The organism is Murdochiella vaginalis (assembly GCF_902381775.1).
Lineage (GTDB): Bacteria > Bacillota > Clostridia > Tissierellales > Peptoniphilaceae > Murdochiella > Murdochiella vaginalis.
Window position 1 is genome coordinate 732,001 of record NZ_LR698969.1, and the last position, 25,367, is coordinate 757,367.

The window sequence follows — 25,367 nt, forward strand, 5'->3', positions numbered from 1 at the left end:
CGTTGATTACCTATACTTTTCCCCAATTAATCCATGATGCCTGTGTTCTCGCTGTGCAGCCGGTGCTGAGTCGCGCTTTGAGCGGTGCCATCGGGGACGATATGGATGACCAAGAGGCGGAGCACTACATTCTTTCCATTCTCAAAGAAGAACAGGACGCGAAAGATGTGCAGCTTTTGCCGGGAGAAGAAGGCCCGGATCTTTCCAGCCTCGGTTTTCGAGCGCTTTTCTATCTGGTGTTTCGCCAGCCCTATACCGGCTTAGAACGCGATCCGAGCATCCGCGGGGCACTGTCCCATTTAACCGAGCATTATGATATGACGGAAGAGCAGATCGATATGCTGTGGATGACGCAACATATTTATCAGACGGCGTGCGAGCAGCTGCTGTCGGCAGATCCGGCTTCGCCCGAGGTGGACTTTTCCACATGGACCGATGAACGCGCCTTGGACATTATAAAAGTGGCCATTTCTCCTTTCGGGGAAGATGTCGACGCCTTTATTGCACCGCTCATGACCGCTCTGGAAGTACAAACCGATATGAAGCGTGCGGACAACGGCGATCCCAATGCGATGATGGAAGTGGCCTATGATTTGATCGAGGGTCGTGGTGTGGCGACGGATTTCAAGCAGGCCGAACGGTGGGCAAAAGAGGCGCTCGCGCAACAAACGTCCCGTGCGGAAGAAGCGCAGAAAATGGTGGCGTTTTTAGAACTGCTGAATGAACGGGAATAAGAAGAGCGAAAAAACGATGAGGATAGGGCTGGAGCAATACAACGCTTCGGCCTTTTTGTTTGAATAAGCAGAGCGATTGAAAAGTGACCAGTGAAACGACTGAAAAGTGACCAGTGAAACGACTGAAAAGTGACCAGTTAAACGACTGAAAAGTGACCAGCAAAACGATTGAAAAGTGACCAGTGAAGTGATACGCTGATGACAAAGGGGGTGATCGCGTGACGTTGACAAAAGAAAACTACATTCCGCGTTTAATCGATAAGAAGATCGAAAAATATTTGCGGGTGTTCGGTGCTATCTGTCTGGAAGGACCGAAATGGTGCGGAAAAACGTGGACCGGTCTACATCATGCACAAAGCGTCACCTATATGACGGAAAAAAGCCAGCGCAATTTGGCAAAGGTGGATCCAAAATACATTTTCACGGGACAATTTCCGCAATTGATTGATGAATGGCAAGTGGTTCCGTCGATTTGGGATGCTGTACGACATGAATGCGATAGCGACCATGGAAAAGGAAAATTTATTTTAACCGGTTCGACGACACTGCATACAGATGAGGGGGAAGAAGAGGTTTTTCATTCCGGAACCGGAAGGATTGCCTCGCTTCGTATGGAACCGATGAGTCTTTATGAGTCCGGAGAATCAACGGGAGAAGCTTCCCTTTCTGAAATGTTGGAAGGACGCTTGAAAGAGGGTTATGTACGTAAGGTTGAGCTGGACGAATTGGCGCATTACATTGTTCGTGGAGGCTGGCCGGAAAATTTAACGGTAGCGAAAGAAGACATCGGGATCATTCCGGAAAGCTATCTTTCCGCAATTCTCGAAACAGACATGCATGAGCGTCAAACGAAAGAGAGAAGTCCGGAGAAGATGCGTATGTTACTTCGTTCCCTTTCGCGAAATGAATCCACCATTGCGGGTATAAATACACTCATCAAAGATATTGAAGAAGTCGAAAATCAGGAAACACTGATTGAAAGCAGAACGACGCTATCGGATTATTTGGGCGTTTTAGACAGCCTTTATCTTATCGCAAATCAGGAGGCTTTTTCCGTCAACTATCGATCCTCTGCAAGAGTCGGGAAAACAGCGAAGCGGCACTTGGTTGATCCCTCGTTATGCTGTGCAAGTTTGCACTTGACGGTAGAGAAATTACTGTATGACCATGAAACCTTCGGGTTACTTTTTGAAGCCTTGGTGGAAAGAGACTTGCGAATCTATGCCCAGTATTTAGATGGGCGGTTGTATCATTTTCGGGATAACACTTCCGGCGATGAAGTAGATGCGATTATTGAATTTAAAGACGGTCGTTATGCCGCCTTTGAAATTAAGCTTAGCGATGGCAGCATGCAGGAGGCGATAGAAAGCCTTTGTCGCTTTCAAGAGAATGTCAAGAAAAAGCCGGCATACTTATGCGTTCTTGTCGGTCATGGCGAAGCGGTAATCAAAGATCCCAAAACGGGGGTCTATGTTGTACCGATTACTTCGTTACAGCCATAACAAAAGAGGAAGATAGCAATCTTTGGGGAATGTCGTTCAGACAAAGAAAGAGAAAGAATTTTTGAAGAGAGGGGGCGGATAGAAGAATGAAGAGTGAAAAAAATTTCCAATACGGTATCTTTTTCTCGTCGTCGTAGTCGTTCTTGTCGGTGCTTTCCTTGCAAAAGGATTGTTATCGAAAACCGAAAAACGTCAGAATGAAGACAACACATCGCAGGCGATTGCTTCTGCGGAGGCGAAGTCGGAGGAGACATTCGAAGAAGCTGTGACGGCGTCCTCTTCCGTACCTAAACAGCAAGAGTCGGAGCAAATGATGACGTTGTCAGCAAGAGCGGTTCTCTCCACAATAAACCTCTTGGAAGTGCATTATGATCAAGAAGGAAAAAATTTCCTGGTCAAAGTGGAGACTGTCCCTAAACCCGAAATGCTCGGTATGATCGCAAAAAAGCAGGCAAATGGCACGCTGAAATGTAAAGTGGACGGTACGATCAACACGGAAGGCGGACCGCAAGTTCGTCTAGTCGACAAAGAAGAGAATAGGGAGATCACGTTCTATGGGAACAGAACGTATGAGATTGCATTGAAAAATCCAACCGCACCGTTTCCTGTAGAGGAGCTCTTTTCGATTAATATCAGTTTTCATTTTAAACAAGACTTGGTTCAGCCAATCGCAGATTCCTATACTTTTGTGACATCTTTGATTCGTCAGCCGGACGATCCCCTATTCTTTAAAGATTTATAATCCAGTAAAAGGCATAAAGCAAGCACCCGATGTATTCTCGCCGGGTGCTTTGTTTTATTTTACTTTCTCTCCAGATTCAAATGCTTTTCTGCAATGCGCCGATCGGTGTAATCCATCAAAATGGTATGCACGGTAGAGAACAGCGGCACAAAGAGGAACATGCCGACAAAACCGAAGCTGGCCGCGCCGACAAGAACGGCGAGAAGTACGAGAATGCCCGGAAGACCCGTTTGCTGGCCGACAACACGCGGATAAATGACATTGCCTTCCAGCTGTTGTAAGCAGATGAGATAGACGAGATAGGTCGCCGCATGCAAAGGCGAAATGGTCAGCAACATGAAGGCGCCAAGAAGGCCGGCCAAAAAGGCACCGACGAGCGGAATCAGGGCTCCCATCATCACCATCAGCGAGATCATCAGCGAATATTCCAAACCCAGCAAGTTCATGCCCACGTAGTTCATGGTGCCAAGCAGGATGGCTTCCAGGAACTGACCCGTAAAGAAATTATAGAAACTGTCAAATGCCGTATAGGAGACGTACATAACGGTATCGGCATGGCGCTCACTGAGAAAGGTGTAGATAATGCGCTTCGCAGCACGACTCAATTTTTCCTTGCTGAGAAGGGCATAGATGGAAAAAATGAAAGAGACCAGAGACGACATGGTAATGTTCAGCACGGATCCGAGTTGCGTAAGGATATTCTGTGCAAACTGTGAAATCAGCGTCTGCAGATCCACACCCTTAAAATACGTATTAATGAACTCCTGCAGAGTTAGATTATTTACATTATTAATCACCTGATTGATGGCGTCATTGATGCTTTCTTTCAACGACCCGAGCCAATCAGCGTTTTGCACAAAGGAACGCGCCGCCCGCAATACGTCCGGAATGGCGCGAATGAAAAGCTGCATAGACGTAATGACATTCGGAATGATGACTGCGAAGGTGAGAAATACGAACGCAAAAATGATGGCATACGCGAGTAGCATGGCAAGCGCACGCGTGAGGGTCGGTCCAAAGGGAAGACGACTGATGAGCGATTCGATGCGCCGCATCGGGATGTTTACAACAAAGGCGATGGACAGACCGATGAGGAAAGGCTGAATCATGCCAAGAATGGTTAAAAACATACTCCAAAGCACGGGTACGTTGAAAAACAGGAAAGCCAAAGCAATGGCAAAGGCTGCAATCTGCATTCCGATGATGACGATTTTTTTCTGTTCCTGCGTAAGCTTCATGTCGACTTCCTTTCTGCCTGACTGTTTCATTCTACCATAGCTTCGAGGCTTTCGTCTGCGTTAAATTGCCATTTTGTGCTATTATGAAAAGCGTAGAAAAATCAAAGGACAATGGAGCATAAGGGGGAAACATGAACAACAAACCGATACTATTGGTGCTTGCCGCCGGCATGGGATCACGCTACGGCGGATTGAAACAGATCGACCCTTTGGGCCCGACGGGCGAAATCATCATCGACTACTCGATTTTTGATGCGGTTGAGGCCGGCTTCGAGCGTTTTATTTTTGTCATTAAAGAGGAAAATCGCGAGGCATTTGATGAAGTGCTGACCAATCATTTGCCGAAAGATCTGGAAATTAACATCGTGTATCAGGACCTCGAGGACGTGCCCGACGGCTTTACCATTCCGGAAGGACGCGAAAAGCCGTGGGGAACAACGCATGCGATCTGTGCCGCCAAGGATGTTATTGATGCGCCGTTCGCCGTCATCAATGCGGATGACTACTACGGAAAAGAAGCCTACAAGAAAATTTATGCGTTCCTGACATCCGACAAGATCAAAGAAAACCATCATGCCATGGTGGGCTTCAAGATCAAGAATACGCTCACCGAGCACGGCTCGGTTTCGCGCGGTGTTTGCGAAGTCGAAAACGGCAGGCTGGTGCAAATCGTGGAACGCACCAAACTCTTCAAGGAAGGCGACGGCGCACGCTTTGTCGACGAAAACGGCAACGAGCAGCACCTTGCTGGCGAGAATGTCGTTTCGATGAATTTCTGGGGCTTCCATCCCGCATTTCTGCCGTTCTTACAAAAGGATTTAGAGCGCTTTTTCCGCGAGGATGTTCCGAAGAATCCGTTGAAATCCGAAGCCCTGTTGCCAACGGCTGTTGGAACGGGACTATCCGAGGGAAAATTGTCTGTTGAGGTCTTAACGACGAATGATACCTGGATGGGCGTAACCTATCATGAGGACAAAGAACCGGTGATGGCTGGCTTTAAAGCGTTGGTGGATCGCGGGGTGTATCCGTCCCCACTTTGGAAGTAACATTTCGCGGTAAAGCTGTCGCAAACGTAAATGGCACGCCTGCGGCAAGCTCATTTCGGCAAAAAAAAGACAGCCTGCCTGCGGCGCACTCGTCGCGGTAAAAAAAACAGAGGAGAAGAGAATGAAAATTTTAGTGATCAATTGCGGCAGTTCATCGCTTAAATATCAACTGTTTAACATGGATAACGAAGAAGTGATGGCGAAGGGACTGGTTGAGCGCATCGGCATTGAGGGCTCCCGCCTGGTGCAGGAAGTGGGCGAGGAGGAATGGACGAATGAGACGGCCATTTCCGACCACAACAAAGCGGTGCATCTTGTGTTCGAGGCCCTCACGGATTCGAAACATGGCGTCATCAAGGATATGCAGGAAATTGATGCGGTGGGCCATCGCGTGGTTCATGGCGGAGAAAACTTCACGGAGTCCACACTGGTGGATGACGATGTGATTGCGGCCATTGAGCAGGTGATTCCCTTCAGCCCCTTGCATAATCCCGCCAACCTGCAAGGTATTAAAGCGGCACAGGAAGCCCTTCCCGGAAAGCCGAACGTCGCGGTGTTTGATACGGCGTTTCATCAGAGCATGCCGAAGGAAAATTACATGTATGCTCTTCCGTATGACCTCTACGCCGATCACGGCATTCGCCGTTACGGATTCCACGGAACTAGCCATTATTTTGTGACGCTGCGCGCATCGGAATTGCTGCATATCCCCGTGGAGAAGCTCAACATCATCTCTTGCCACCTGGGCAACGGTTCGTCGGTTACGGCGGTCAAAAACGGAAAGAGTTACATCACCTCGATGGGCCAGACGCCGCTTGCCGGTGTACCCATGGGAACGCGCTGCGGCGACATTGACCCTGCCATTGTGACCTTCCTGCAGACTCGCTTAGGTAAGTCGGCGGAAGAAGTGGATGCCATTCTGAACAAGCAATCCGGCGTGGCCGGGGTTTCCGGCGTTTCCAGCGACTTCCGTGATCTGGAGAACGCAGCGGAAGAGGGCAATGAACGTGCCCGCCTGGCACTGGACATGTTCCATGCGCGGGTGCGGGAAACCGTGGCCGGCTATGCGGCGGATCTCGGTCGCGTGGATGCCATCACCTTTACCGGAGGCATCGGCGAAAACGGCGCACACGATCGCGCTGCCATCTGCAAAGGCTTGGAAATTATGGGCGTCAAGCTGGATGAAGAAATCAATGGTCAGCGCAAACCCAAGGAAAAGAAAATTTCCGCCGCTGACTCGTCCATTGCGGTCTGGGTCATTCCGACCAACGAAGAACTGATGATTGCACGGGACACCATGCGTCTGTCTCGATAAAAACACAACTTTCTGTCATGCTGCATACAACAGGAACGACGGGCTCTTGTGTATTTTTGCTATTTGCATACAATGACAGTGGACGATTTTTGGATCTATCAAGACTTGCAGCTGCACTTGTCGGCTAGAGAAGGATAGAAGAAAGAACAAACGAGGTGCTTTGATGAAGAATGTGTTTCAACGTTTTTTAACATTTCTGCTTGCATTGGTCTTGATGGTTCCTATGCCGTCGACGGCCTTTGCCGCGGAAACCAGTAAATATCAGAACTCCATGGACTTGCAACCGGTGAAGCTTCCGGAAGGAAAAACGACTGCCGAGTTTATCGAGAATCCGAAGCAACCGGACCTTTATACGCTGCGAAGTGACTTCAAGGTGGAACGAGATGGCGAGCATGTCATCAACTACCAGCCCTATGTGGCAACCGTAGGGGCAGCGGCTACCGATGAGGAAAAAGCAAAGGTAAAAAAGACTATTAAGCTGCCGGATTTCCCGGGCTATGATATGCCAAAAAAGAACAGCGCTCCACTAGACGATTTTCATATCAACTACGACACAGTGGTGAACGAAGCCAAATCCAATCCCCAGCTCAGTGGAAATGACGAGTATGGAAAGACCTACCAGAAAACCCAAGACTTTAACTATAACGCGGAAAAGCAAACCATTAACGTCAAGCATGTTTTCCAGGACATCAACGATTTTGATAAATATGGCAACAAACCTGGGGAGACAGAAGAGACGATAACTCAAGAAGAGGGTAGCGTAGGATCGAAGCTGAAAATCGAACCTTTAGATGCGGATGAAATAAAGGGTTTTGTTCCGGAAACTAAGTTTATCGAGGTGCAAGTTCCTTTAAACACCAAGGATTTTACCGTAGAATATCGTTACAACCGTAACCACTTTGACGCTACTTTCGACACCAATGGGGGTACGGAAGTTCCTTCTCACACTCTGTACTACGGACAGACCATCCCCACTCTCGAGCAAAAAGATATCCCCACGAAAGTGGGAGCCACCTTCCAAGGCTGGAAGCCTTCGGTGGATCTAACAGATGAAGCGGGAAAGACCTTTAAAAAGGATGAAGTCATTACAGATGCTTCCGGAAAAGCGATTGAAAATCTAAAAGCGCAGCTAACCATGCCCGCTGAAAACGTCAAATTTACCGCGGTGTGGAAAGATGACCCCACGGCAGATTATGTGGTTCAGTTTTGGACGGAAAAGGCAGACTACCCCAAGGGAGCTTCCCTTTTAGAAAAGTACGACTTCGTGGGAACCCATGTGTATAAAGATAAGCCCACCGGTACTCGTCCGGACCTCGCGACAGAGCCGGTAAAAGGGGTGGAGTTTCCGGATCTGGATCAGGCACGATTAAATAAAATAGGGAACAACGATAGATTTTACCGCAACTACTTCCTTTACCTTAATAAATTTTATAAATACAATAAAGATTTAACCGATACAGAAAACGCGGATCCTAACGATTCCAGCTTAGTAAAGGCGGTTTCTTCCAACGGCAAGACGGTCTATAACATCTATTACGACCGCCAGGTCTATGACCTGTACTTTACGAAGTCAAATGATAGATCAGAGGGAGCTACTTTCTATCCCGAAATTTGGAGACACGGTAAAAAGTTAGGCGAGCCGGGAAATCCATACCACTTTAAGGCCCGGTTTAACCAGTTGATGACGGAGTGGCCGGATGACGCCCAGGAAACCAAGGGCTTTTCTGATGGGAAACAAAGTTTTGGGTGGGGACCAAACTTCGCTGTGAAACAGTGGCAGTACCGCGACACGCCTCCCTACCGGCTATCGGCTGACGAGTTTCTAGATATGAAAGACTACGAAGACCGAGGCGGTTACACTAACGATCTTGACGCCGGAAATGGCGTCACTCTGCCCGTCAACTGGAAGGCTAACCCGAGAACTTTCACTACTCTTTCCTTTGGTATCGAACAACGGGGTCGCGACTCACAAGGAAACCAGCCAATGCCTCACCACATGGACTTTTGGATGGATGGGTTTGAGCCCGGAGAGACCATCATTGACTACAATCTTTACCGAACCAAGTCGGACACCTCCTCGACAACCTACGGGCACAAATATCCGGTAGTCCAAGGGTTTACCAAAAAGCGTAATGTGGAAACATCAGAAAAGCTTACCGCGGATGAGATTGACGCCAAGAACGATGAGCGGGAGGCGACAACCCCGTTTCCGAATACAAAAGTAACCGACGCCTATGGTAACAAAAAAACCCAGGGTAAAATGAGCTTTATGTCCACTTTCTTTAACCGAGCCGATGAATTCGGCGACCCGGACGATGGCAGTGATGCATTTAAGACAAACGGATATATCAAATTCGAATACGAACGCAATAAATACAAGTTGCGGTTCAACAATGATCCCGCAAAACTCAAGGACGACAGTGAGTACAACAACACCAATCAGACAGACGTCTTCTACCAAAAACCCTTAAAGGATCTCAATTTAGATAACCCGCAGACCTTAATTGATCTAGGTTTGACGGATCTGGTGGAGAAAGATGACAAGGGAAAGGATCGGATTAAGAGACCAGCGGGACTGGCGCCACAAATGGTTTTCAAAGGTTGGGCTCTGGACCCGGCCGGGCAGAAACTGGTTTGGGAAAACAAGGAAACCATGCCTGCTCACAGCCTGGTCCTCTACGCTAAGTGGGGGGAGCCGGACTATAAGTGGAAGGTTACCTTCGACCCCAATGGGGGCAAGTTAGATCCCATTGCAGAGGAGAAGATTACCACCGCCCGCAAGACCATTCGGGAAGGCGATATCGCCGACCAAAAAGAAGTCACCTACGCGGTAAAGGGTGAAAACGAAGGGGACAAGCAGGTATTTACTGTTGTGCAGCGGCAAAAACTGGTACAACCGGAGAAACCAACCCGGAATGGCTATAGCTTCATGGGGTGGGAGGTCCTGCGCTATAAGAAGGATGCCAACACCGGCAACTACACCGAGGAAGTAGACACTTCTTATCGCGACACCTATGGGGTTCCGGAGCTGTACTCCTACGGTAATGACGTAGTCAGCCCTATCTACCTGAAAGCCGTTTGGGTCAAAAATGATATGGTGGATGTGCAGGTTTACCATCACTTCTTGGACAACGCTTTAGCGATTGATAAGACCGTGACGGAGAATCCTGCTAAAGCAACTATAGGAAATCAGCGTGCCGATAAATATGTGGCTGCCATTGGTTCTAAGCAAGACGCCAATTGGGTTTTGGCTACCGATGAAGAATTGACAAAGAATACAGACGCAGAAACAAAAAAACTCTATGAGGATTATCAAGAACTAGCTAAACAGCTTGGTAACCGGGCAACGCAAGGAAACACCTATTTCCAGACGCTTAGGGTAGAACCGAAACAGATTTTAGAAGACGGGAAGTTAGTTGATAATCCGAAATTCAAGTACAATGAGTTCCATTTCTTCTATCGTCCATTCCGGACCCGCAATTATAAGGTCAACTATGTGGATGAAAGAGCGAAGGCAGAGTTGGAGAAGCCGGGCCTTACTGACGCCCAGAAGAAGGACATTATCGACAAATACCGCATCCTCGACCAGGAAGCGGTGACGAGCCTCTGTCGTCATTATGACGCGCGCAACTACAAGCCGATCAAGGGGTGGAAGCTGACGTCTGCTCCGCAACAGCAGCTTTTCTACGATGTAGAAGAAGATACGAACAAGTTCTTAGGAATCAATGGTACCGGTTCTGATGAGATTACCTTCTACTATAAGGATATCCGGGTTATTGAGGTACCGTCAGGCAGTCCTACTCCTCCGGAGGGATACGTCCGTGTAACCTTTAAGGCCAGTGAGGGTGGATCCTTTGGTAAAGATAAAAGCGGAAAACCGATCAAAGAAATCCATTACGATGTACTGAAGGGACTTAAGTCGGATCTGCTTCCGGTTCCTCAGGAATTGAAAAAGGGCGAAGAGCCTGATGAAAATAAACACTATATTACACCGGAAGCAGACAACAATTTTCTAAAGTGGGATGACAAGCCGTTATTAGCTAAGGATACAGAACTGAACGATAATTATGTCTTTACCGCAAAGTTTGTACCGTATGTAGTCGAGCAGAAAGACCCGAGCAAGAAACCGGATGTACCAAAGAATTATATCCAGGTAATTGTAAAGACTACCGACAAGGCAACGGATGCAACAAAGTTTGACAAGACATTCTGGGTAAATCCGAAAAAGGAAGTAGCAATACCTGTTACAAATCCGGAAGGCAAGAAACCGGATGGCAAAGACTATACCTGGCAGTTTGATAGCTGGAAGAACAACACAACCTCTAAGGAGTACAAGACAGAGATCAAGGACACCTTTACGGATGGCGTTACAATCGAGGCACATTACGTAGTAAAACCTAAGACTCTGATAGCTGGAGCAAAGACAGTAGGTGAAAAAGTCGTTGCAAAAGGTACCCCAATAACGCCGGAGGAACTCGTTACCAACAAATACGACAGTGCTGATCCGAACAACCAGGATAATCTTCCCGATGGTACAACGTTTAAGTTTGTAGGAACAGTCGATACCAGTACAGCAGGAGAAATCACTGCGAAGGTAGAGATCACGTATCCTAGTGGCGATAAAGTAACGAAAGAAGTGAAGATTGTCGTCGTAGACGATGTCGTCGAGCAGAAAGACCCGAACAAGAAACCGGATGTACCAAAGAATTATATTAAGGTATTTGTAAAGACTACCGATAAGGCAACGGATGCCACTGCTTTTGACAAGACCTTCTGGGTAAATCCGGATAAGGAAGTCACAATATCTGTTACAAATCCGGAAGGCAAGAAACCGGATGGCAAAGACTATACCTGGCAGTTTGATAGCTGGAAGAACAACACAACCTCTAAGGAGTACAGGACAGAGATCAAGGACACCTTTACGGATGGCGTTACAATCGAGGCACATTACGTAGTAAAGCCTAAGACTCTGATAGCTGGAGCAAAGACAGTAGGTGAAAAAGTCGTTGCAAAAGGTACCCCAATAACGCCGGAGGAACTCGTTACCAACAAATACGACAGTGCTGATCCAAACAACCAGGATAATCTTCCCGATGGTACAACGTTTAAGTTTGTAGGAACCGTCGATACCAGTACAGCAGGAGAAATCACTGCGAAGGTAGAGATCACGTATCCAAATGGCGACAAAGTAACGAAAGAAGTGAAGATTGTCGTAGTAGAGGATGTCGTCGAGCAGAAAGAACCGAACAAGAAGCCGGATGTACCGGAGAATTATATTAAGGTATTTGTAAAGACTACAGACAAGGCAACAGATGCAACAAAGTTTGACAAGACCTTCTGGGTAAATCCGGATAAGGAAGTCACAATATCTGTTGCAAATCCGGAAGGCAAGAAAGAGGCTGGCAAAGATTATACCTGGAAGTTTGATCACTGGAAGAACAAGACAACCTCTAAGGATTACACGACAGAGATCAAGGATACCTTTACGGATGGCGTTACCATTGAGGCACACTACGTAGTCGAGATTGCAAAGATAGTGGAACCTTTAAAGACGACGCAGATCGATATCCCGAAAGGCAAGACCATAACAAAAGAGGATCTGAGTAAGCGGATCACTCCGCAGGAGGGAAAAGAAATTGCTTCCATCGAGGTTGTGGAAGAGCCCGATGTGAAAAACGTCGGCAATACAAGCGCCAAAGTCATTGTCACGTACACGGACGGCACGACCCAAGGCACCGCAGAGGCGCCGGTTGTCATTCCGGTTGTTGTGCACGAGCCGATTCTTCCTGCGGCTGAAAACGGAGCAAAACCGGAAGGTGCGCTTGACAACTATGTCAAAGTCGCATTTGAGGCCGGGGAAGGTGGAACAGTAGCAGGAACGTTGCTCTACTATGTCAGCCCGGAAGTCGAAGTGGATATGACGGAAGTAGCAGCGAAGGTCACCAAAACACCGGCCGTCGGTTACCATACCAATGGGGAACAATGGACAAATGAGAATGAAAAGACGCTGAAAGCGACATTCACCGATTCCCTAACGACATTTGTCTTCCAGTTTGACAAATCGCCGGATATCGTGGAGAAAACGGATGCTTCTCCGGATAAGCCGGAGGGCTATGTCACCGTCACGTTTACCACAGACGGCAATGGGAAGGTGGCCGGCGCAGACGAAAAAGTGTATTATGTCAATCCGAATGCCGGAATTAAGTTGGTAACCACCAATAACGGAGAGGAAAAAACGTTAGCCGTGCCTGCGGCAACCCCCAATGCACATTATTTCTTTTCCGTGTGGGATCCACAGATTGACACGGTCAATGCGATTGACAAAGATCTTACGTATCAAGCGTGTTTTAAGAAAAAGCCAAAGGTGACCATCATCGTGGATCCGAATGGCGGAAACTGGAATGGCGATGGCGCAGTAAGAACCTATGTATTCGACAAGGGCCATATGTTCTATCTCGATGACGCGCCGGTTCGGGAAGGATACACGTTCCAGTATTATCAAGGCTCCATGTATCAGCCGGGAGATGCGTACCAGGCCAACCAGGATCATAGGTTTACGGCCATGTGGAAACCGAATCCGGTTGTTCCGCCGGTCAATCCGGCGGAGGATCCGAACAAGCCGAATGTCAATACGCCGGGCAAGGAGAATGCAGGGGAAAAACCACAAGGGATGCCCAATAAAGATACGGTTGCTCCGAAGACGAGCGATACAGGGCTGTTCTTGCGTTGGCAATTCGCTCTTCTCACGATGGCCGGTGCAGTATGGACGTGGAGCAGAAAAAGAATGAACAAGCAGTAGCAAACGCTTGAAAGAGAAACAAAGAAGCGGCTCGTTATCATACGAGCCGCTTCTTTTCTTGATAAAACGTAAGGAGAAGCGTATAAAAAGCGTTGATCTTGGTGAAATGGCGGATGTGGTTTATTTGCACGAAACAATCCGCCCATTTTCAATGCGGATTACATGTTGATAATTCTCGTCTTTTTCCTCGCTACGATGGGAGACGACGATAACGGTCACATCTTGTAGGGAAAAAATACACTGTTCAATCTTTTCTAATGCGTGTTTGTCTAAATTCGAGGTGTATTCATCCAAAAGAATAAATGGCGTTTTTCGAAGTAAGGCACGTGCCAGTGCTAAGCGTTGCTTCTCACCGCCTGATAGATTTCTACCGTTTTCAAAGAGGACGGTTTGCAGACCATCTTCTAAGCGCAGAACATATTCTAACAATCCAACTTGGGCTAACACCTGCTTGACTTCCTCTGTATCGAAAGGTTCGAACAATGTTATATTGTTCAAGATCGTATCATTAAAGAGAAAGGGCGTCTGCTCGATAAGGCATATATTTTTCGCTATATTTTTGCTGCTGATTTGTTTACGTTCCACATTGTTATATAGAATTTTTCCTGTATATTTTTTCTCCAAACCGGAGAGTAAATTGAGCAACGTAGTTTTTCCTGCACCGCTTTTTCCAACGATAAGATATTTTTGATTGCGATCAAACTGGTAAGAGACCGCTTTTAGTATGCTCTTCTTCTCGTACGCAAAGGAAACATCGACCAGTTGAATCGTGTGTAAGGCTATTAGTGGATCATCCGTAGGCTCTTTCGTTATTTCCTGGTTTAGGATTTTTTCTATGCGAAGAAGTGCAGTTTGCGCTGCCTTTATCTTTGCTAAGTCATCAACTAAATACAAAGAAGGACCACTAATATAGGAAACGACATTCGTAATCGCCACGATAATGGATAAACGTATGCTTCCTATCATCAACAAATAGCCCCCGACGAGAAAAATGCCTAAATACGCAATTTTATTGAAAACATAAGAAAAGGAATTGACGAAAGAGTTTAAAAACTCCTTTTCCTTCCATTTTGTTTCCACCTCGCGTACGGTTTTTCCATAATTTCTTGTCAACATGGTTTCAACATGAAATATTTTAGCCGTCATATGGGAAGAGAGGTAGTCCTTTAGGGTCGCAATATGCTTCTCTTGTCCCACGGTATATTCTGCTCCGCTGCGTTCTAATTTATTACCAAAAGCAATAGGAATAAATGCCTGCAAAAAAGAAGTGAGCAGAACAAACAAACCTATCTGCCAACTGTAGTAAAACATGATAAGAGTCGCAAAAAACATTCGCATAAAATCTTCCATCATATCCATAATCGTATAAAGCACTTCGCGCAGAATTTCCACATCATTTTCGATAACGGAAAGATAGGTTGATGATTTATCATGAAAAACATCTTTGTCTTGCCACATCATTTTTTGAAAGAGGCGCTGTTTCAAGCTGGAGATGCTCTTTTGAATCAACGTAAAATGTATTTTTGCGTCAAAAACATTAATGAGGAAATCGACGAGAATGTAAACGCCGAAATACATGAAATATTTTGGCAGTTGCGTTAATGATCCGTTCATCGCAAAATCAATGATACTGGCAATAATCGTCATGACCGCAACAGAGCTCAGGGCACGCAAAGGCATTAAAACCAGAAAAAGAAAAAATTCTTTTTTTTCGTTGATGATAAAGCGTAGCATAGCCATTCACCTTCATGTGTATTTATGGATACTATTTTACAAGATTCCACAGCATCCTAAGTAACAAAAGATAACAAAGCAAAGTTGCCAGCAGAGTCGGTAGAAGATAGAGCCACTGTATCGAGACGCCAAAGGTAAAAGGCATGGACGTGTCGCCCACTATAGAAAGTTTTTCAAGATACAGGCTCGCACGTTGTAAAGCCAGCGCGGAAATCGCGAACGGGAAGGCGGAGAGCAATAGACCGGTGGAAAACGGCTTGAAGAAAAGGCCGATCAGACGCCATAGAGAAATTGCCCAGAGCGCGATCGTAGCGATCCGCAAAAAAAAGAACAGTGGGCCGGCGTCTTCAAAAAGAAGCGGATACGCGGCAAGCAATAGGCTGACCGGTGCAAGAAGCGTGGCCTCCAACTGCGCGGAAGCATAGGCTGAGCGTTTCCGGACTAGGCTGTTGCTTGCCGTAACGCTCGTGTTTGTCACGGTGCTTGCATCCGCTGAAGCACCACTGATTGTCGTATCGTCCGCGCCAGTGACCGATGCGCTTGCCGGTTTCTGCCCTTTCAGGCGACACCACAACAGAAGGGCATAGAGAGGAAAAGCGGCGACCAGGCCGATGAGAAAGAAAACGCGGCCGAAGGCGATCAGGTTGAAGGTAGCTGCCGCTTCGCCAATAACGGCAATGCCGACAAAAAAGAGCAGGGACGTTGGCTGCACGGCTTCGACGCGACGATCCCGAACGAGACGATAGAGATAGAAAAGCGTCAGAATCAGATGCGCAACCAAGCCGACCCAAAATAGCTTTTTCGCACTTTCGCCAATGAAATAGTCGCGCGCATAGGGTGAAAGATAGAGGAGCGCCAGCGGAAAATAGGCAAAAAGCGAAAAGCCGACAGGGTCCTGCATCTCGTTTGCCAGATGCATGGGGTCGGAAAAGGACTGGATAATAAAGGCGATGCCGACAATCATGGCAATAGCGCCGCAAAGTGTGCGCAATTCAGGACGGTAGTGTCCCAGCGCGTCACCTAAAACGGCAAAGCCGGTAACCAAACTCAATACGGCAAGGGGAAGACGACGTTTCATCTTTTGCTCTTTCTCTCTTTTCTCTATATCGTTTACGGCGCGCTGGATGTCATTTCCGCGCGCCGTTTTTTCTTTTCGATTCGTTTGTTTATTTCTCATCCACAAGCACGCGCAGATAGACTTTTTTGCCCTTTTTGACGGTAATGCCGTCGCGCAGAGCCGCGCGGGAGATTTCAGTCGCAATATCCGTTACTTTCGTGTCGTCCACCGCGATGCCGCCTTGCTGGACCAAGCGGCGCGCTTCGCCGTTGGACTTGGTCAGCTCGGCAAGCGTTAATAAATTCAGAATGCCGATGGTTTCTCCCTCGAAAGCGATGCACTTTTCGGGCATGTGTTCATGATCTTCGCCGGCACTAAACAGCGCCTTGGAGGCGGCAAGCGCTTCGTCCGCTTTTTCTTTGCCGTGCACGATGCGCGTCACTTCGTAGGCCAGGCGTTCCTTGCCCTGATTGATGCGTTCATCCGCATAGCTGCCCAGCTCCACGCATTCCGCCTTGGGAAGGAAGGTCAGTTGCAACAGGAATTTCGTCACATCGCGATCATCCACATTGCGCATATATTGGAAAAGCTCATAGGGAGAGGTCTTTTCCTCGTCAAGCCAGACGGCACCCTTCATGGATTTGCCCATTTTTACGCCGTCCGCCGTGGTTAGGAGCTTGAAGGTCATGCCATAAACGTTGGCATTCTCCGCTTTTCGTACCAGGTCCACACCGCCGATGATGTTGGCCCATTGATCCGAACCGCCGAATTGCAGACGGCATCCCTCACGACGATACAGTTCCAAAAAGTCGTAGCTTTGCAAAAGCATATAGGCAAACTCAAAGAAGGTGAGGCCACCGGTCGCGAGACGATTTTTATACGCATCTTTTTTAATCATTTCACCGACGTTGAAGTGTACGCCAACGTCGCGCATAAAGCCGAGGAAATTCAGATCCAATAACCAGTCGCGGTTATTGACCACCATCGCGTTGCCGCCGTTGAAATCGATGAAGCGCGAAAGCTGCTTATAGAAGCAGTCCGCATTGTGATTGATTTTCTCCGGCGTCATGACGGTACGCATATCGCTGCGTCCGGAGGGATCGCCGATCATTGTGGTTCCGCCGCCGAGAAGGGCAATGGGAATGTGCCCGTAGGCCTGCATACGCATCAGCACCATGATCTGAATGAAATGTCCCACCGTCAGGGAATCCGCCGTGGCATCAAAGCCGATGTAGAATTTGACGGGGCCTTCCTCCAGAAGCTTGCGCAGGGATGCCTCATCCGTGGCGTTGTCAAAGTATCCGCGATCTTTCAGCTCATCCAGAACGTTATCGTATTCCTTTTTATACTCGAACATGGCTCTCTCCTTTTTCTTATTCTTTTATCATACGCCGGAAGACTCAATTTGTCTGCTCTTTCGGAAAATGTGTTTCCTTTTTGCTCAAATTCTGCTTCGTCTTGCTCCATATGCCCGCCTGCCGGATGCCGGAAAGCGCGATCACGCTGCCGGCAAGGCTGATGCCGACGGTGGCCAATAGCGCCGAGGGGACACTGAGAAAATTCAGAACAATGCCGCCAAGAAGCGAACCCACCGCGCCGCCCAAAGACATGATGATGGTCACCACATTTTGTCCCTTCACGAGATCCTTTTTTTCCACAATTGCCGCGGAAAAGTAGCTGATGCCGGCAGTGAAAAAGGGAAAGGTGGCAAACTGGAACAACTGCGAAATGTAGACCACAAAAACATTGGTCGCAAAAAACAAAATAATGGCTTTTATGGTAAAGATCAGCGCAGCAATGCCCATCAGAAAGCGATCCGAAACATGCCGGCGAAGATGCCCATAGCTGAAAAGGGAAGTAACCTCCATCACAATGGCACAAATGACCGCGATGCCCGCTTCCGTTGCGCCGCCGCCCACATGTCTCACGAGCAGCGCCAGATAGGTGTTGATGACCATATGGCCGGAAAAGAGCAGTGTAAAGCCGATCACCAGAGGAATAAAAAGAGGATACTTACGATAAAAATGCTGGGTCGGCGGATCCACCACGCCCACAGCCTTCACGCCGGGATGACGCTGGCCAACCGGCACCGGCGGCAAAAGAAAAATCACCAGACCGAAAAGCGTCATGCTGACGAAAAGCAGAAGCGGAAGCTGTGTCAGCGGGTTGCGATCAAAATACATGCCTGCTAAAAGCGAGGTCAGACCGTAGCTGGCGGAGCCGATGCCGCGAATGACGCTGAACTGAATGGGGTAGCCGGCTTGTTCAAAAGCGACGGACACCGCATTGATGGGCCCCTGTACCGCCTGTGCCAACAAACTGAACACAAAAAAGGACGCCAAAACGACGAATCCGCTTGCCGAGAAAAAAGCCAAGGGAACCATGGCGAGCGCCGCGATGCCGGCATGCGCCAGCAACACTTCTTTAATCGTCACAACCTTGGAAGAATCCGCCATCTGTCCGGTGAGCATTTGCAACCAGGCGCCGAAGAAGTTGGCCAGTCCGAAGATGATACCTGTATGCAGGGTCGTAAAACCGAGCGATTGCATGTACAACACGGTGAATACCGTCATCATGCAAAAGCTGATGAAAAACGTAAACTGCAAAAGGGCGTTTTGGACAAAAAGCAACCGCCGGCGCATGGGCTCTCCTTTCCGGGCACTTCGAAAAATACCGTTTCATTATAGCATGAATGGAGGATGTGGCTGTGGGAACGGCTATGCTATAATGTGTCCAGCCGTTTCAAACGAAAGGAGCCACTATGTGTGATCATCACGAGAACGGAAAGAAGCCGTTCTACATTACCGCGCCGATTTACTATCCCAGCGCAAACTTACATTTGGGCAACACCTATACGTCTATTATTGCCGACGCCGTCAAGCGCTATAAAAGGGAACAGGGCTATGACGTCTATTATGTGACGGGATCCGATGAGCATGGCGAAAAGCTCGCGCGCATCGCGGAAGAAAAGAACATGGCGCCGCTGGACTACATTGACCCCATCGTCGATTCGATTAAGGAATTGTGGGCGCTTTTGGATGTCGAGCCGGATACATTTGTCCGTTCGTCCTCCGCGCAACACGAAAAAGACGTCCAGGAACTTTTCCAACGTCTCTATGATAAAGGTGCCATCTACAAGGGAAGGTATTCGGGATATTATTGCACGCCATGTGAGGAATTTTGGACCGAAGCGCAGCTAGAGGATGGGAAATGTCCCAGTTGCGGACGTCCGGTGGAACATCGTGAAGAAGAAAGCTATTTCTTCCGCCTTTCCGACTATCAGGATCGGCTGTTGCAATACTATAAAGACCATCCGGAATTCATGCAGCCGGAGAATCGCCAGAAAGAGATGATCGGTTCCTTTTTTAAGGACGGTCTCGAAGATCTTTCCGTATCCCGCAAACGCTTGAAATGGGGCGTGCCGGTGCCCTTTGATCCGGAACACGTCATTTACGTCTGGGTGGATGCGCTCATCTGCTATCTGACCGGCATCGGCTTTGGCGATGATCCGGAAAAATTTCAACAGTATTGGCCGGCAGCCGTACATTTTGTGGGGCGCGACATTATGCGCTTCCATTCCATCATCTGGCCGGCGGTGCTGATGGCCCTTGATATGCCCCTTCCGGACACCATTTTCGGGCATGGCTGGATTCTCTTTGAGGATGACAAGATGTCCAAGTCCAAAGGCAACGTGATCTATCCGGAACCCTTGATTGCCGAATACGGCCGCGATGCGCTGAAATACTTTGTGCTTCGGGAATTCAACTTCGGTGCGGACGGCAATTTCTCCATGCGCAAATTCCTGACACGTCTCAATGCCGATCTGGCCAACGATTTAGGAAACCTGCTTTCGCGCAGCGTGGCCATGGTCGAAAAATATAACGACGGAATCGTACCGGAACCGACGGCTCCGCAGTCACCGGATGAGGAATTGACGGCGCTACAGGAAGAGACGCCGAAGGTCTTGGAAGAGGCCATGGAGCATTATGATTTCCAGCGCGGTCTGGAAGCTATCTGGACGCTCATTCGTCGCACCAATAAATATATCGATGAGACTGAACCTTGGGCACTGGCCAAGGATCCTGCAAAGAAGGAACGCCTGAACACCGTATTGTATCGTCTGCTTGACAGCTTAACGACGGTGGCCTCGCTTTTGATTCCCTTCATGCCGGAGACGGCACCCAAAATGTTTGCGCAGTTGGGCTATGCCGGCAAAGGCTTTTTGCATGCCGGGGAAGTCAATCAGCTGCCGGCGGGGACGCACGTACAAAAAGGCGAACCCCTCTTTCCGCGTCTTAAGATTGACGAGGCGATGGAAAAAATTGCCGACGCCAACAATCAGTTGATGGCAAGCCGTTTGGGCATTACCGTCGAGGAGCTGCTCCACCGTCAGCACGAAAAGGCGGGGGATCGTGACTAAGCGCCCGGATCCATCGGCTACGACCGAGCGGCCGTTGTCAAACGCCGAACCCATCGGTGGGAACCCTGCGTCGGAGAATAAACTGTGGCTCATCGATGCGCACTGTCATCTCGATGATGACGCCTATGACGGAACACGGGAGGATATTCTCGCCTCGTTGGAAGACGAAGGTGTGGAGGCGGTGGTCAACCCCGGTTGCGACGAAGCCAGTTCCTTACAGGCCGTCGCGCTGGCGCTCCGATACGAGCGTGTATTTGCTTGCATCGGAACGCATCCGCATGAAGCCTCGGGCTATACATCCGAATGGGAAGCGCGGATGCGCTCGCTTGCGAACGAAAAAAAAGTCGTCGCGATCGGGGAAATCGGCTTGGATTATCATTACGATTTTTCGCCGCGCAAAACGCAGCGAGACGTGTTTGAGTGTCAATTGGCGCTTGCGAAGGAACTGGATTTGCCCGTGGTCATCCACAGCCGCGAAGCGTGCGAGGATACCTTGGCCATCTTGAAAAATTTCGGTTCCTCGATTCGCGCGCTGATGCATTCCTTTAATGAAAATCCCAAAATCTGGCAAGAATTGGCGGATTTCGGCTATTTCCTTTCCCTCGGCGGCATGGTGACGTTCAAAAATGCTCGTTGGCCGAAGGAGTTGGCTCAAAGCGTGGCGGGCGACCGCCTGCTCATCGAGACGGACGGACCGTATCTTGCACCGGTACCGTACCGGGGCCGATTGAATCTGCCATGGTATGCCGCGAGGACGTTAGAAACCATTGCCGAATTGCGGCAGGAATCGCTGCCGACACTGGCAAAACAGGTACGACAAAACACCATTGCCTTTTTCGCGCTTCCTTTGGGAGCGAGCGCGGCGGATAGCGCCTGTTGTTCGACGAAGAGCGGGAAAGACGGCGCTTCATCCGCAAGCCGAAGAGGGGAGAAATCCTGATGCGCATCCAAGAAGTCATTGTCGTCGAAGGCAAAGATGACGTTGCTGCTGTAAAAGCAGCGGTGGATGCCCAGTGTCTGACGACACATGGTCACGGCTTAAACGCGCGTCTCCTGCAGGATATCGAAGAGGCGGCCGAACGTTGCGGCATCATCATCCTGACGGATCCGGATTATGCCGGAAAGCGCATTCGCCGTATTCTTACCGAGCATGTCCCGCAGGCAAAACAGGCGTATATTACCCGCGTCTCGGCGACGAAAGGCGATGACATCGGTGTGGAAAATGCCTCACCGGAAGCGATTCGCGAAGCACTCCAACGCGCACGGGCGACGCTTTGTGAAGAACGGCATGAATTTGATGCCGCGGATCTCTTCGCGCACGGACTGGACGGCGCCGCAGGGGCGAAGGAGCGGCGCATCGCTTTGGCCGCCGCACTTGGCATCAGCTACGGCAATGCCAAACAGATGCTGGCACGCCTCAACGATTTCGGTATTACCCGAGAAGAATTTGAAACGGCTATGCAGGCCGTCCATTGCGAACGGGGAGAGGTTTCGGATAACCGGGAAACGGTGTATAACGGGGAAACGGTTCCGCATTCGCCCTCGGAGAGCCGGCAATAGCGAGCAAGGGGAAGCCAATGATATGTGAACGTCTCTATATGCCTTCCGTTCTTCGTACGGTGATGAAGCGCCATCATCTGCGCTTTACGAAGTCGCTGGGTCAAAATTTTCTCATTGACGGCAATGCTGTGCGTAAAATTGTCGAAACCGCCGCGATTGCTGCTGACGATACGGTTCTCGAGGTCGGCCCGGGCATCGGCACCCTGACGCAAGCCCTTCTGGAAACCGGCGCGCACGTGATTACAGTGGAATTGGATCGCACCTTTTATCCGGTGCTAGAAGAAGCCTTTGGCGATAATCCGCGTTTTTCGCTGTTGAAGGGGGATGCGCTGAAGCTTCCTCTGGAAGAGGAACTTAAACGGCTGGCTCCCGGAGCTGCCGTACACGTGGTCGCCAATGTGCCGTATTACATTACGACGCCGCTTCTGCGTCGTTTTCTGGATGATGCGCTTCCAATTGAAACCATCACGGTGCTGGTGCAGAACGAAGTGGCGGATCGCATGACGGCTGCGCCGGGAACCAAAACGTATGGAGCGCTTTCGCTTTTGCTTGCCCTGTACGGAAAAGCAACCAAGGCGTTTACGGTTCCGCGTACGTCATTTTTGCCGCCGCCCAAAGTGGATTCGGCGGTCGTACATTTGAAAAAAGATCCTCTGGGCAATCTCAGTGCAACGCAGCGCGATGAGGTGAATGCCATCGTCCGGCAGGCGTTTTTGGAACGGCGAAAAATGGTGAAAAAATCGCTCATGCAATCCACGGGAGCGGATGCCTCGGCCATCGAATCGTTTCTGGTTTCACGTGGTCTGCCGAAGACGGCGCGGGCGGAGAATCTTTCGCCGGAGGATTTCGTGGCGCTTTGGCAAACATTTGGGTATAAGGACGAGCGAAAGTAGAACACCGAAAAAGAAAGGATGACCCCATGGCAGAAGTAACAATTTATACCTCACCGACCTGCGTACACTGCAAGGCGGCAAAGGCATTTATGGCGGATAATAACATTGCGTATACCGAAAAGGATGTGGTAGCGGATGCCGACGCGCGCAAATGGATGCTGGATCGCGGCTATCGCGGCGTTCCCGTCATCGTGGTAGACGGGGAAGAGATCATCGGCTTCGATCAGAAGAAGCTGAGCGAATTGCTGAAGAAATAGGATAACTAAGCAAAAAAAAAGACGTAGGAGAAGCTTCTCTCCTGCGTCTTGTTTTTGTTAGCACTCGTTCAGCTTTTCCACCAGCATGTCCGGGTCAATGCCGTGCACCCAGGCGGCCTGCTCCACGCTTTCCATGAGAGAGCTGGGGCAACCGATGCAGCCCATGCCGATGAGCATCAAGGTTTGGATGGTGCGCGGCTTGCGCTGAATTACTTCGGAAATGAGCATCTCCTTGGTGATCAGCACCTCTTTCTTTTCGTGTTTTTCGTTTTCGCTTTCCGGCGAAGTGGTTACTTTATTCTGCGGGGTATTTTCCTCCGCGGTCGATTGATGTTGAAACAGATTCATTGTGCCTCCTTACTACGGATATAACCTTATCACTCTTTTATCCAAAAAAAACAAAATGAAACAAAAGACGATTTATTTTGTCGGGATTATTATCGGACACGTTCAGTGTAGCAAAAGGAGCCTACTGAATCAATGTGATGTGTGGGGAAGTATGTTACTATAAAGAAGATAAGAACAACCACGGCGAAAGTCGGGCTTTAACGCTTCGGCAGGTGTAGAAAGAAATTGCGTTTCGCGCCGGCCTGTCGGAAGCCATTTGAATAACGAAATTCGTAAAGAACTGTTTTTTGGAAGGGGAAAGTATGAAATACGAGAGAACAAATGTGTGGGAAACCCTCACCGATGCGGAATGCAAGGAAATGGAAGCGTATAGTCAGGAATACATCACGTTTTTATCCCAGGCAAAAACGGAGCGTTTAGCGCATGATTATATTGTCAAGGCCGCAAAAGAAGCAGGCTTTCTGCCGCTTGATGAAGCACTGAAAAAGGGTGTCAAGGCGGGCGATAAGATCGTCGCTTCCAACCGCGGCAAAAGCGCAGCCCTTTTTGTCATCGGCCAAGATTTATGCGAGGGCATGGATATTGTCGGTTCGCATATTGATGCGCCCAGACTCGACATCAAAGCCAATCCGCTGCATGAAGACGGCAACATGGCGTATCTTCGCACGCACTATTATGGCGGCGTGAAAAAATATCACTGGGTGAATACGCCGTTGGCCCTGCACGGCGTGCTGTTCACGAAAGATGGAAAGCGTGTCGAGGTGCACATCGGTGAGGAACCGACCGACCCGGTGTTCTACATCAACGATTTGCTGATTCATCTGTCTCACAATCCCAACCAGAAAACCTCTGCCGAAAACATCACCGGCGAGCGGCTTCAAATTGTAGTTGGCCATAGCAGCCGCGGCAAGCAGGAAGAGGATAAGGATCCGATTCTGACAAACATTCTGTCGATTTTGCATGAAAAATATGGCATTGAAGAAGAGGATTTTCAGGTGGCGGAGCTGGAAGCTGTTCCGGCCGGTCCGGCGCGGGAAGTCGGCTTTGACCGCTCGCTCATTGCGGGACACGGTCATGACGATCGCATCTGCTCCTTTGCCAATCTGAAAGCGATTTTAGAAACGGAAAAGCCGGAGCGCACAGCGGTCGGCCTTTTCGTGGACAAAGAAGAGGTCGGCTCCATCGGCAATACCGGCATGAAGTCTCATTTCTTCGTGAATGCGGTCGCAGAGCTGATCGCTTCGGAGAAGGGCGAGTACAGTGAGCTCTATCTCAAGCGTTCGATGGCTCGTTCCCGTGTGCTCTCCGCAGACGTTACTGCCGCGTTTGATCCGCAATACGAAGGCACGCAAGTCTTTGAAAAGCAGAACACCGCGCGCATCGGTTGCGGCGTAGCCATTGCCAAATATACGGGATCCGGCGGAAAAGGCGGCTCCAACGATGCCAATGCCGAATTCTTAAATGATGTTCGTCAGATTTTCAAGGCCAACGGCGTGATCTATCAAACCGCTGAGCTCGGCGCCGTGGATGCCGGTGGCGGCGGCACGATCGCTTACATTCTTGCCGAATACGGTGCGGATGTCGTCGATTGCGGCACGGCCATGCTCTCCATGCATGCACCGATCGAACTGGCCTCCAAGGCTGACGCCTATGAAACCTATCGCGCCTATCGCGCGTTCTTGAAATAGACACCGAGGAGATACTGTTCACGCGAAATATTCA

At 49.2% G+C, this 25,367-nt stretch carries 18 protein-coding genes; 12 read left to right on the forward strand and 6 right to left on the reverse strand.

All coding sequences use genetic code 11. The features are described 5' to 3' along the window. The first annotated feature begins 2 nt into the window (after positions 1–2). The 3 genes from FXY30_RS03125 (at position 3) to FXY30_RS03135 (ending at position 2,978) form a co-directional block, all read left to right on the forward strand. Positions 3–734 (forward strand): sel1 repeat family protein, encoded by a 732-nt coding sequence (locus tag FXY30_RS03125; protein ID WP_071705269.1) that lies wholly within the window; start codon positions 3–5, stop codon positions 732–734. Between the two features lie 218 nt (positions 735–952). Further along, entirely contained in the window at positions 953–2,236 is a 1,284-nt protein-coding gene (locus FXY30_RS03130; protein ID WP_083428163.1) for an ATP-binding protein, read from the forward strand. A 265-nt stretch (positions 2,237–2,501) separates the two neighbouring features. Next, complete coding sequence (locus tag FXY30_RS03135) at positions 2,502–2,978, forward strand: hypothetical protein (protein ID WP_162272152.1); 477 nt, start codon at positions 2,502–2,504, stop codon at positions 2,976–2,978. Positions 2,979–3,037: 59 nt separating this feature from the next. Here the strand turns inward: FXY30_RS03135 and FXY30_RS03140 are convergent, their stop codons facing one another. Then, positions 3,038–4,216: an AI-2E family transporter gene (locus FXY30_RS03140; protein WP_071705271.1), complete on the reverse strand. Its 1,179-nt coding sequence runs from the start codon at positions 4,214–4,216 to the stop codon at positions 3,038–3,040. A 131-nt stretch (positions 4,217–4,347) separates the two neighbouring features. Here FXY30_RS03140 and FXY30_RS03145 point away from each other — a divergent pair, with 131 nt between their 5' ends. The 3 genes from FXY30_RS03145 (at position 4,348) to FXY30_RS03155 (ending at position 13,376) form a co-directional block, all read left to right on the forward strand. Beyond that, on the forward strand, positions 4,348–5,262 hold the full coding sequence (locus FXY30_RS03145; protein ID WP_071705272.1) for a nucleotidyltransferase family protein: 915 nt from the start codon (positions 4,348–4,350) through the stop codon (positions 5,260–5,262). A gap of 121 nt (positions 5,263–5,383) precedes the next feature. Further along, positions 5,384–6,577 (forward strand): acetate kinase, encoded by a 1,194-nt coding sequence (locus FXY30_RS03150; RefSeq protein ID WP_071705273.1) that lies wholly within the window; start codon positions 5,384–5,386, stop codon positions 6,575–6,577. Between the two features lie 163 nt (positions 6,578–6,740). Continuing rightward, complete coding sequence (locus FXY30_RS03155) at positions 6,741–13,376, forward strand: Rib/alpha-like domain-containing protein (protein ID WP_083428165.1); 6,636 nt, start codon at positions 6,741–6,743, stop codon at positions 13,374–13,376. Positions 13,377–13,496: 120 nt separating this feature from the next. Here FXY30_RS03155 and FXY30_RS03160 read toward each other — a convergent pair whose 3' ends face one another. The 4 genes from FXY30_RS03160 to FXY30_RS03175 all read right to left on the reverse strand — a co-directional run bounded on the left by FXY30_RS03160 (position 13,497) and on the right by FXY30_RS03175 (position 18,809). Next, positions 13,497–15,116: an ATP-binding cassette domain-containing protein gene (locus FXY30_RS03160; RefSeq protein ID WP_083428166.1), complete on the reverse strand. Its 1,620-nt coding sequence runs from the start codon at positions 15,114–15,116 to the stop codon at positions 13,497–13,499. 25 nt (positions 15,117–15,141) lie between these two features. Further along, complete coding sequence (locus tag FXY30_RS03165; RefSeq protein WP_147659369.1) at positions 15,142–16,188, reverse strand: TDT family transporter; 1,047 nt, start codon at positions 16,186–16,188, stop codon at positions 15,142–15,144. A gap of 88 nt (positions 16,189–16,276) precedes the next feature. After that, the gene (gene tyrS / locus FXY30_RS03170) at positions 16,277–17,524 is read right to left on the reverse strand and encodes a tyrosine--tRNA ligase (protein ID WP_071705276.1); all 1,248 of its coding nucleotides are present in this window, start codon (positions 17,522–17,524) and stop codon (positions 16,277–16,279) included. 43 nt (positions 17,525–17,567) lie between these two features. Next, positions 17,568–18,809, reverse strand: coding sequence for an MFS transporter (locus FXY30_RS03175; RefSeq protein ID WP_071705277.1), 1,242 nt, complete (start codon positions 18,807–18,809; stop codon positions 17,568–17,570). A gap of 119 nt (positions 18,810–18,928) precedes the next feature. Here FXY30_RS03175 and metG point away from each other — a divergent pair, with 119 nt between their 5' ends. The 5 genes from metG to FXY30_RS03200 are packed head-to-tail and all read left to right on the forward strand — an operon-like array spanning position 18,929 to position 23,297. After that, positions 18,929–20,587, forward strand: coding sequence for a methionine--tRNA ligase (gene metG / locus FXY30_RS03180; protein ID WP_071705278.1), 1,659 nt, complete (start codon positions 18,929–18,931; stop codon positions 20,585–20,587). Then, entirely contained in the window at positions 20,580–21,527 is a 948-nt protein-coding gene (locus FXY30_RS03185) for a TatD family hydrolase (protein ID WP_071705279.1), read from the forward strand. The genes metG and FXY30_RS03185 overlap by 8 nt, the downstream gene beginning before the upstream one ends. Further along, the gene (gene rnmV, locus FXY30_RS03190) at positions 21,527–22,147 is read left to right on the forward strand and encodes a ribonuclease M5 (protein WP_071705280.1); all 621 of its coding nucleotides are present in this window, start codon (positions 21,527–21,529) and stop codon (positions 22,145–22,147) included. The genes FXY30_RS03185 and rnmV overlap by 1 nt, the downstream gene beginning before the upstream one ends. Before the next feature lie 17 nt (positions 22,148–22,164). After that, positions 22,165–23,040, forward strand: a complete 876-nt coding sequence (gene rsmA / locus FXY30_RS03195) for a 16S rRNA (adenine(1518)-N(6)/adenine(1519)-N(6))-dimethyltransferase RsmA (protein WP_071705281.1) — start codon at positions 22,165–22,167, stop codon at positions 23,038–23,040. A gap of 26 nt (positions 23,041–23,066) precedes the next feature. After that, entirely contained in the window at positions 23,067–23,297 is a 231-nt protein-coding gene (locus FXY30_RS03200) for a glutaredoxin family protein (protein WP_071705282.1), read from the forward strand. Between the two features lie 57 nt (positions 23,298–23,354). Here FXY30_RS03200 and FXY30_RS07705 read toward each other — a convergent pair whose 3' ends face one another. Further along, the gene (locus FXY30_RS07705; protein WP_197675348.1) at positions 23,355–23,645 is read right to left on the reverse strand and encodes a DUF1858 domain-containing protein; all 291 of its coding nucleotides are present in this window, start codon (positions 23,643–23,645) and stop codon (positions 23,355–23,357) included. 302 nt (positions 23,646–23,947) lie between these two features. On the opposite strand from FXY30_RS07705, the gene FXY30_RS03210 reads away from it, so the two are divergent. After that, positions 23,948–25,333 (forward strand): aminopeptidase, encoded by a 1,386-nt coding sequence (locus FXY30_RS03210; protein WP_071705283.1) that lies wholly within the window; start codon positions 23,948–23,950, stop codon positions 25,331–25,333. Positions 25,334–25,367 lie beyond the last annotated feature (34 nt).

Bases quoted from the DNA above. Each gene is read 5' to 3' on its own strand.
- FXY30_RS03165 (WP_147659369.1), bottom strand. From the start codon at position 16,188: ATGAAACGTCGTCTTCCCCTTGCCGTATTGAGTTTGGTTACCGGCTTT.
- FXY30_RS03200 (WP_071705282.1), top strand. From the start codon at position 23,067: ATGGCAGAAGTAACAATTTATACCTCACCGACCTGCGTACACTGCAAG.
- rsmA (WP_071705281.1), top strand. From the start codon at position 22,165: ATGATATGTGAACGTCTCTATATGCCTTCCGTTCTTCGTACGGTGATG.
- tyrS (WP_071705276.1), bottom strand. From the start codon at position 17,524: ATGTTCGAGTATAAAAAGGAATACGATAACGTTCTGGATGAGCTGAAA.
- FXY30_RS03160 (WP_083428166.1), bottom strand. From the start codon at position 15,116: ATGGCTATGCTACGCTTTATCATCAACGAAAAAAAAGAATTTTTTCTT.
- FXY30_RS03145 (WP_071705272.1), top strand. From the start codon at position 4,348: ATGAACAACAAACCGATACTATTGGTGCTTGCCGCCGGCATGGGATCA.
- FXY30_RS03140 (WP_071705271.1), bottom strand. From the start codon at position 4,216: ATGAAGCTTACGCAGGAACAGAAAAAAATCGTCATCATCGGAATGCAG.
- FXY30_RS07705 (WP_197675348.1), bottom strand. From the start codon at position 23,645: ATGAATCTGTTTCAACATCAATCGACCGCGGAGGAAAATACCCCGCAG.
- rnmV (WP_071705280.1), top strand. From the start codon at position 21,527: ATGCGCATCCAAGAAGTCATTGTCGTCGAAGGCAAAGATGACGTTGCT.
- metG (WP_071705278.1), top strand. From the start codon at position 18,929: ATGTGTGATCATCACGAGAACGGAAAGAAGCCGTTCTACATTACCGCG.
- FXY30_RS03150 (WP_071705273.1), top strand. From the start codon at position 5,384: ATGAAAATTTTAGTGATCAATTGCGGCAGTTCATCGCTTAAATATCAA.
- FXY30_RS03210 (WP_071705283.1), top strand. From the start codon at position 23,948: ATGAAATACGAGAGAACAAATGTGTGGGAAACCCTCACCGATGCGGAA.
- FXY30_RS03155 (WP_083428165.1), top strand. From the start codon at position 6,741: ATGAAGAATGTGTTTCAACGTTTTTTAACATTTCTGCTTGCATTGGTC.
- FXY30_RS03175 (WP_071705277.1), bottom strand. From the start codon at position 18,809: ATGCGCCGGCGGTTGCTTTTTGTCCAAAACGCCCTTTTGCAGTTTACG.